Here is an 8,230-nt window from a genome sequence, read left to right as displayed (position 1 = left end):
CTCTTCGGGCTGTTCACCGCCCACGTGACCGGCAACTTCGTGCTGATCGGGGCGCAGGCCGGTGGCTTCGCCGAGGGTGCGCTCATCAAGCTGCTGGCGTTTCCCGCCTTCGTGGCCGGCGTCGTGCTGAGCAGTTTTCTGGTCAGGTGGCTGCCGCGGCCCCTGGCGCCCAGTGTGCTCTACGCCACCCAGACGATGTTGCTGCTAGCTTTCTGCCTGATGGGCATTCAGGTTTCACCGGTCGTCGATCCCGACGACATGAGCGTCATCCTCTGCGGCATGACCGGCGCCACGGCGATGGGCATTCAGAACGCCCATAGTCGACTGATCGTGCGAGTCGGCGTCCCCAACACCGTGATGACCGGCAACGTGACCCAGGCCGTGCTCGATATCGTCGATCTGATCGGACGGCGCTGCTCCCAGGAAATCCGTCAGGCGGCCAGAGCTCGCCTCTCCAGGACCCTGCCGGCGGTGGCGGCATTCGGGCTTGGCGCCATCGCCGGTGCCGTCGCCTATCGCGAGATGCTGTTCGTGGCGCTGCTACTGCCCGTGGCGCTGCTAGCCGCGATGACGCTGGTCGCCTGGCGCCGACGTCCACCGGCCCATAGCGACTCAGCCGGGGCGATCGATGAACGCTGAGGCGACACGCACCAACGTCCCCCCTTCTCGGTGGCAAGGCCACCGAGTGCCACCGGGCGGTAAATGCCGACCCGACGTCAAGACAACTCGACACGCTAAGAGGAGTGCTTCCGATGACAACGATCACGACACGCGATGGCACCGACATCTATTACAAGGATTGGGGGGCCGGTCAGCCCGTCGTCTTCAGCCACGGCTGGCCGCTGTGCGCCGATGCTTGGGAGAGCCAGATGATGTTCCTGGCCGAGCACGGCTTTCGCTGCATCGCCCACGACCGCCGCGGCCATGGACGTTCCAGCCAACCGTGGCACGGCAACGAGATGGATACCTACGCCGATGACCTGGCCGAACTGATCGAATCGCTGGATCTGCAGGAGGCGATTCTGGTCGGCCACTCCACCGGCGGTGGCGAAGTCGCGCGCTACATCGGACGCCACGGAACCCGGCGCATCGCCAAGGCCGTGTTGATGGGCGCGGTGCCCCCCATCATGGTAGAGAGCCCCAATAACCCCAACGGCCTGCCGATGGCGGTCTTCGACGGTATCCGGGAAGGCGTGGCCAAGGACCGCTCGCAGTTCTTCCAGGATCTGACCACACCGTTCTTCGGTGCCAATCGCGACGGGGCGGAGATCAGCCAGGGCCAGCGCGATGCCTTCTGGCAGCAGGGCATGATGGGCGGTCTGAAAAACGAGTACGACTGCATCAAGGCGTTCTCGGAGACCGATTTCACCGAGGACCTGCGGGCCTTCGACGTGCCGACGCTGATCATTCATGGCGACGACGATCAGATCGTGCCCATCGAGGGCGCCGCCCGCCTGAGCGTGGAGTTGATCCCCGACGCCCGGTTGACGGTCTACGAGGGCGGCAGCCACGCGCTGGCGGACACTCACAAGGACCAGCTCAACGCCGACCTGCTGGCGTTCGCTCGTTCCTGACGACCGGCCGGCGCCCCCCGGCGCCGGCCCCGATCTTCCCACTGGTACCGATGATCACCATCGGCGCGACCGACACGGCAAGGGCGAAGCCTCGCATCATGCGTATTCACCGGGAGATTTCGGCGTGAAGCGGCGCGTCGTCTTCATCCACGATGTCGGCCAGACGCCCGCCTGCTGGAGCCCCTTCATCGGCCGCTATGGCGCCTGTGGCTATCTCTGCCAGGCACCGGCCTGGCCCCCTCTCTCGACCGCGCCCGACGACGCCTCATCCCGGCCGGCGACATCCGCTTCCTGCTCGGGCGCTGGATGGCGTGGACTCAACATCGGGCATGTCGTCGATCACTACGCCAACGGACTCGACCGAGGGTCGCCACCGCCGCTGCTCGTCGGTCACGGCCTCGGTGGACTCATCGTCCAGCTGTTGCTGGATCGCGGCCTGGGCGCCGCCGGCGTCGCGCTGAGTCCGACACCGCGCCGGGGTTGTTGGCAGCTTCTTGCGCCACCGCCGCCTTCGCCGATCGCGCCAAGCCACGACGCCCGACCAGCGCCCGTCACGCCCCGCCGGCTGTTGCTCGAGACCGCACTGGGGATCGGCACCGCCATCGACTATGCCAACGACGAGCGGGGCCCGCTGCTACTGGTCAGCGCGGGCAGGAGTCGTCGGGTATCGAGTGCCCGGGTCGAGGCCTGCTACCGGCGCCATCGCCGCTCGATGGCCACCACCACCCTGCTGGCGTTCCCCCAACACGGCGACGGGTTGCTCGTCGAACCCGGCTGGGAGGCCGTGGCCGACGCCACGCTCGACTGGGTGCAACGGGTAGCGCTTCGTCTCTGACACCTCGATGCATCGATCACGACCGGAATCGCGGATGACGCCAATGCCAGGCGCTCGGTGTAATATCGAGTTTCCTCGGGCTCTCGACACAATCGACCGGTGAGGGCGAAGCTGGTGCCTGGCCGTGGGAATACCTGCATGAAACCTGCTTTGTCGGCCTGGTTGAACGTGCCAATGGGACGATCGGCCGCTCTCTTGTTGTGGTGGATCTGGCTGATGCCCATGACGGCACTGGCGCTGGATTCCAACCTGACGCTCCAGCAGCTCCATCATCGCAGCTGGAGCGGCACTGCCGAAGAGAACGGACCAGGCCAGGTCGGCGCTATCGCCCAGACCTCGGATGGCTATCTCTGGCTGGGCACCCACTACTCGCTGTTTCGTTTCGACGGCAATGCTTTCGAGCGCTACGCCACCACCGACGGGAAGACCGTGGCGACCGTCTCCTCCCTGCTGGCGATCCCGGGGGGTGGGCTCTGGGTCGGTCTCCGCCGCGGCGGTGTCAGCCTGATTCGCGACGGCGAACTCACCGATTATGGACCGGGATCGGGCTTCCCGACCGGTGCGGTCTATGGGCTGGCGCAGGATCACGACGGCGACGTCTGGGCTGCCGCCAACGACGGCCTGGCGCGTTTCGATGGGGTCCGCTGGCATACCGTTTCGACCGGCTGGGGTTTTCCCGGCGACAACGCCCGCGCCGTCTTCGTCGACCGCGACGGCACGCTATGGGCCGCCAGCGAGAACCGGCTCTTCTTCCTGCCCCGCGGCAGCCATCGATTCCTTGATGCCGATCAACCGGTGGGCTGGGTCAGCCAGATCACCCAGACCCGTGACGGCACGCTGTGGATCGCCGAACTCCACCCGGGCCGGGTACGCCCGATCCTGTTCTCCGGAGACGCCCCGCCATTCATCGACGTCGTCTCCGCAGGCCTGGCCGCGGACCGCGACGGCAACCTGTGGATCGGAACCCAGGGCGAGGGTCTGCTGCGGCTGCCCGATGCTGGTCGTCATCTGTCGAGCTCCAGCGGCTCGCTCGCCGCTGCACTTCAGCACTACGGTCATCTCGACGGCCTGAGCGCCGATGACATCGAGCCCGTCTTCGAGGACGAAGCCGGCAATGTCTGGGTCGGCACCAGCGCCGGCCTGGACCGCTTCCGCCATGCCGCTCTGGTGCCGGCACATCTCCCCGGCGGCGCCCGCAACGTCGCCCTGGCCGAGGAAGCCTCCGGCGTGCTGTGGGCAGGCTCCAGCAACCGTCCGGTGATGCGCCGGTCCGCGGGACGGTGGCACACGACCGATGTTGCGCCGCCCATCAACAACGCCTTCAGCGATGCTCGAGGCGACGTCTGGCTGGGCGGCCCGAACGGTATCTGGCGGGCACATCGAGGCGTGTTGCGCCGGGTCACCGCGTTGCCGCCAACGACCCAGGCCGAAGCGAGCGTGCGTGCGATGGCCCGCGATGGCGACGGCGCGCTGTGGGTCTCGATCAATCGGTCGGGGCTGTTTCGCTGGCATGGGGGCGCCTGGCAACTCACGCCGCCACCGACGAGCCGTCCGAGTCAGACCATGCCCGTCAGCGCGACCCGCGATACCCAAGGCCGGGTCTGGTTCGGCTACCGGGACGATCTGCTGGTCATGCGCGATGGGGACGACGTGCGCCAGTGGGGGCGGCAGGACGGCCTGGACATCGGCAATGCGGCGGCGATCTCGGCCACCCGGCAGCATCTCTGGCTGGCCGGCACCCACGGCGCGGCCCTGTTCGATGGTGAACGGTTTCACGCCATCGCCAGCGGCGACCCGTTCACCGGCATTCACGCCATCATCGAAACCCCGGCCGGTATCGCCAAGGATCGCCAGGGCGACTTGCCCTCGGCTTCCGCATCGGCGTGGGGGGACCTCTGGCTGCACACCCAGACCGGCGTTCTCCAGATACCGGCGGGGGAAATCGCCAGGGTGCTGGAGGAACCCGGCCATCGCGTCCGGTTTCGCCGCTTCGAAGGGGATGATGATCTTCCCAACGATGCTTTTCGCATCCATCCCGTCCCCACTGCCATCCGAGGGCAGGATGGACGCCTGTGGTTCGCCACCGTCGCCGGCGTGGTCTCGGTCGACCCGAGCCGGTCCCAGGATAGATCGCCGCCGCCCGAGCCTCGAATCACGACGCTCACGGCCGATACCAGCCGCTATCCTCTGGCTTCGCCCATCGCCTCCGAGGCGTCGTTGTCCGCCCGGCCCCGCAGAATCGCCATCGACTATACGGCGATCGACCTGGCCCGGCCCGATAGCGTGCGCTTTCGTTATCGCCTGCGCGGCTACGACACCCGGTGGCACGACGCCGGAAACCGACGTCAGGCCATCTACACGCGACTGGGACCTGGCGATTACCGCTTCGAGGTCGAAGCCTCCAGCGGCAGCGGTGTCTGGAATCCACGGCCGGCCAGCTTGATCCTGCATATCGCTCCCGCCTTCTACCAGACCTGGACCTTCCGTGGGCTGTGCCTGTTGCTCGTCACGGTCCTGCTGTGGGCAGGCTATCGTTATCGGATGCGCCTGGCGGCGGCCCAGCTGCGCACACGACTCGAGACGCGCCACGCCGAACGCGAGCGCATCGCCCGCGAGCTCCACGATACGCTGCTTCAGAGCATCCAGGCGCTGGTGCTGCACTTCCAGGCCGCCGCCGACAAGATGCCCATCGACGATCCGGCTCGTCAGGCGATGGCGCGGGCCCTCGATCGGGCCGATGAGGTGATCGAGGAGGGACGCGATCGCGTGATGTCCCTGCGCCATGCCTCGGCTGGCGTCGGTCTCGCCGAGTGCTTGTCGCGGGTGTGTCTGGAGCGGCCAGGTGCCCGGGACCTGGTCTGCCAGGTCACCACGCAAGGCAATCCGAAGCCACTCCGCTCCCGAGTCGAAAGCGAGGCCTACTGGATCGGCCATGAGGCGCTGTGCAACGCGTTCCATCATGCCGATGCCACCCGGATCATCGTCACCCTGTGTCATGCGCCGGATGGTTTCAGCCTGTCGGTCAGCGACGACGGCGCGGGGATTCCCGGCCACTATCTGACGCCGTCGGGACGCCCCGGTCATTGGGGGCTGCCCCATATGCATGAGCGCGCCCGACAGTTAGGGGGAAACCTCGAACTGGACAGCCAGGCCGACCTCGGGACCACGGTTCGACTGACCGTTCCGGCAGCGCTAGCCTATCGATATCACCCTTCGCGACATCACCCCTCGCGACGCCGCCGCTGGCGATTCGGGAGAACCTGAGCATGCCCCCAGCCCATCTGCCGATCCGTGTCCTGGTCGCCGACGATCATCCGCTGCTGATAGAGGGAATCGCCGCCGTGATCGCGGGTCAACCGGATATCGAGCTGGTCGGCGAAGCCAGCAACGGTATCGAGGCCATCGACAGCTATCGCCGCCTGCAGCCCGACGTCACGCTGATGGATCTGCAGATGCCCGAGCTGGATGGCATCGCCACCATTCACGCCATTCGCGACGAGTTCCCCGCGGCACGAATCGCCATTCTGACCACTTACCAGGGGGATGTTCGGGTCCTGCACGCCATCCAGGCGGGCGCCACCGGCTATCTGCTGAAGAGCACGCTGCGCAAGTCACTCGTCGACACCATCCGTGCACTGGCAATGGGAAAATCTCATTTTCCCGCCGAGATCGCGGCCGACCTGGCCAGCCATCTGGGTGCCGAGCCGCTCAGCCGGCGCGAAGTCGAGGTCTTGCGCTGGATTGCACACGGAGACTCCAACAAGGCGATCGCGCGTCGGCTCGGGCTCACCGAAGAGACGATCAAGGCTCACGTCAAGAACCTGATCGCCAAGCTCAACGCCGGCAATCGCACCCATGCCGTGGCCATCGCCCTGCGGCGCGGCATCATCGACATGGCGTAGCAGGGGACCGGCGCTACCTCTTTAGGGGGAGGCGCACCCTCGCCCAATGAGGATTAACTTGCCGACGAGAGCGCTTCATCATCGATATCACCGACACCACCGGAGTTCGACCATGAGGCGTTCCCACCCCGCATCGACGCCACCCCTCGCTCCCCGAACGGTCAAGGCGGAAAGGATGGCGCTCGTGCTATCCCTGTTGTCCCAGGCGGCGTATAGCCTCGACGACGAACGTCTCGCCGCGCAGCTCGGTCTTCCCCGAGCCATGGCAGTGCTGAAAGAACGGCTCTCGAATGAAACCGCGCCTGGCAAACTGGCAGGATGGCAGACTCGGCGCCTGACCACCCACGTCGAGACCCATCTCCAGGACCGGATACGCACCGCGGATCTGGCGGCTATCGTCCGGCTGAGCGTGGGTCACTTCACCCATGCCTTCAAGCTGACCTTCGGCGAAACCCCATGCCACTACGTCCTTCGTCAGCGTATTCGGCAGGCGCAGAGATTGATGCAACATCAACGGACGCCGTTGACAGACATCGCGCTGGCCTGCGGCTTCTGCGACCAGTCGCACTTCACGCGCCTGTTTCGCCGGGTCACCGGCACCAGCCCTAGCGAGTGGCGGCGCCGCTTCGGTGGCGATGCCGTCCCAGTGCTCGACTCGGCAACAGCTGTCACCAGCGACGTGACGGGGACCCGGATGACATCGGTGGCACTCGCTGCCGAGGATCACCTGGGCGGCAGCAAGAAGTTGCCCTGTCGGCCATCGCCGAGGTGGGAGTCGATCTCGCTGTCGTCCTTCAACGCGACGCCGGAGGCACCCAGCGCCTGGGCTTCGCGCAGCAGGTAGGCGAGCAGTTTGGCGGCACTGGCGTAACCCAGTCCCCGCGGGCGGATGTTGGAGATACAGTTGCGCTCGCTGTCGCGCCGGCCCGACCGGGGTGCCCAGGTAAAATAGAGCCCGAGACTGTCCGGCGAGCTGAGTCCGGGACGCTCGCCGATCAGGACGATGCTCATGCGCGCCTTGAGCGCCTCGCCGATCGGGTCGCCGATCGCGACCCGCCCCTGCTCCACCAGAGCCACCGGCCCCGGCGACAGTCCCAGCCGTCCGATCTCCGGCAGCGCGGCGTCGAGAAACGGGATCGACTGCTCGTGAATCGCCCGCGCCGAGAGACCATCGACCACGCAGATCGAGACGTCGCAGGGTTCGGGGGTGATGGCGGCAAGCTCCTGCTCGGCTTGCTCCGACAGCCGTCGCCCGAGATCCGGCCGGCGCAGGTATTCGTCGCGGTCGGCTGCCTGGCTGTGCAGGCGCAGCGCCAGCGGAAAGCGACGGTCCAGTTCCGGCATCAGGCGCTCGGTATCCAGCGCCATGTGTACGGCATCCCGGGCCCGGGCATGGTCGAGTTGAAAGGCCAGCTGGGCTGACGTCGGCAGGCTGCCGCCGGCCCGCCCCAGGCCGATTCTGGCATCGGTGAGTTCACGCAGTCGCTGCCAGGGGTTGGTGACGGTGATACCCGCATCGCCATCGTGGAGATCCTGGTCGTTCATCGTGCTGCTTCCGTATCAACCGTGCCCAAGCCCATTGACCCCAACACGTGCTGGAAACGTGACGGCAACTCGCGACCGAAGGCGATGCCGCGATCGTGACGATAGATACCGCTGGTTTCCAGCCAGGCTTCGAACTCCGGCGCCGGACGCAGCCCCAGCACCTGGCGCAGGTAGAGCGCGTCGTGGAACGAGGTGGTCTGGTAGTTGAGCATGATGTCGTCGGAGCCGGGAATGCCCATGATGTAGTGGCAGCCCGCCGCCCCCAGCAGCGTCAACAGCATGTCCATGTCGTCCTGGTCGGCCTCGGCGTGGTTGGTGTAGCAGACGTCGCAGCCCATCGGCACGCCGAGCAGCTTGCCGCAGAAATGATCCTC

General features: G+C 66.7%; 7 protein-coding genes and 1 pseudogene. 6 read left to right on the top strand and 2 right to left on the bottom strand.

The genetic code is table 11. The features are described 5' to 3' along the window. The 6 genes and pseudogenes from Q0602_RS05115 to Q0602_RS25325 form a co-directional block, all read left to right on the top strand. On the top strand, positions 1–639 hold a 639-nt coding region (locus Q0602_RS05115), incomplete at its 5' end, for a YoaK family protein (RefSeq protein WP_298839862.1). A gap of 113 nt (positions 640–752) precedes the next feature. After that, a complete protein-coding gene (locus tag Q0602_RS05110) occupies positions 753–1,574 on the top strand; it encodes an alpha/beta hydrolase (RefSeq protein ID WP_110643684.1) in 822 nt (273 codons plus the stop codon). Between the two features lie 124 nt (positions 1,575–1,698). Further along, positions 1,699–2,409: a hypothetical protein gene (locus tag Q0602_RS05105; RefSeq protein ID WP_298839851.1), complete on the top strand. Its 711-nt coding sequence runs from the start codon at positions 1,699–1,701 to the stop codon at positions 2,407–2,409. A gap of 138 nt (positions 2,410–2,547) precedes the next feature. Further along, the gene (locus Q0602_RS05100) at positions 2,548–5,673 is read left to right on the top strand and encodes a two-component regulator propeller domain-containing protein (protein ID WP_298839846.1); all 3,126 of its coding nucleotides are present in this window, start codon (positions 2,548–2,550) and stop codon (positions 5,671–5,673) included. A 2-nt stretch (positions 5,674–5,675) separates the two neighbouring features. Beyond that, complete coding sequence (locus Q0602_RS05095; protein WP_298839843.1) at positions 5,676–6,311, top strand: response regulator transcription factor; 636 nt, start codon at positions 5,676–5,678, stop codon at positions 6,309–6,311. A gap of 46 nt (positions 6,312–6,357) precedes the next feature. Further along, positions 6,358–6,924, top strand: a pseudogene (locus Q0602_RS25325) (helix-turn-helix domain-containing protein); the annotation flags it as partial. A 110-nt stretch (positions 6,925–7,034) separates the two neighbouring features. Here Q0602_RS25325 and eutC read toward each other — a convergent pair. Continuing rightward, positions 7,035–7,856: an ethanolamine ammonia-lyase subunit EutC gene (eutC, locus tag Q0602_RS05085; protein WP_298839840.1), complete on the bottom strand. Its 822-nt coding sequence runs from the start codon at positions 7,854–7,856 to the stop codon at positions 7,035–7,037. Beyond that, positions 7,853–8,230, bottom strand: a 378-nt coding sequence (gene eutB, locus Q0602_RS05080; RefSeq protein WP_298839837.1) for an ethanolamine ammonia-lyase subunit EutB, incomplete at its 5' end; no start/stop codon positions are given. The genes eutB and eutC, both read right to left, overlap by 4 nt.

Source organism: uncultured Salinicola sp., assembly GCF_937921195.1.
In the GTDB taxonomy this organism is placed as follows: domain Bacteria; phylum Pseudomonadota; class Gammaproteobacteria; order Pseudomonadales; family Halomonadaceae; genus Salinicola.
Note: the sequence above shows the minus strand (reverse complement) of the source record. Positions and strands in the feature narration are given on the sequence as shown.

Coding starts and splice junctions, on each gene's coding strand:
- Q0602_RS05110 (WP_110643684.1), top strand. CDS start 753: ATGACAACGATCACGACACGCGATGGCACCGACATCTATTACAAGGAT.
- Q0602_RS05100 (WP_298839846.1), top strand. CDS start 2,548: ATGAAACCTGCTTTGTCGGCCTGGTTGAACGTGCCAATGGGACGATCG.
- Q0602_RS05095 (WP_298839843.1), top strand. CDS start 5,676: ATGCCCCCAGCCCATCTGCCGATCCGTGTCCTGGTCGCCGACGATCAT.
- eutC (WP_298839840.1), bottom strand. CDS start 7,856: ATGAACGACCAGGATCTCCACGATGGCGATGCGGGTATCACCGTCACC.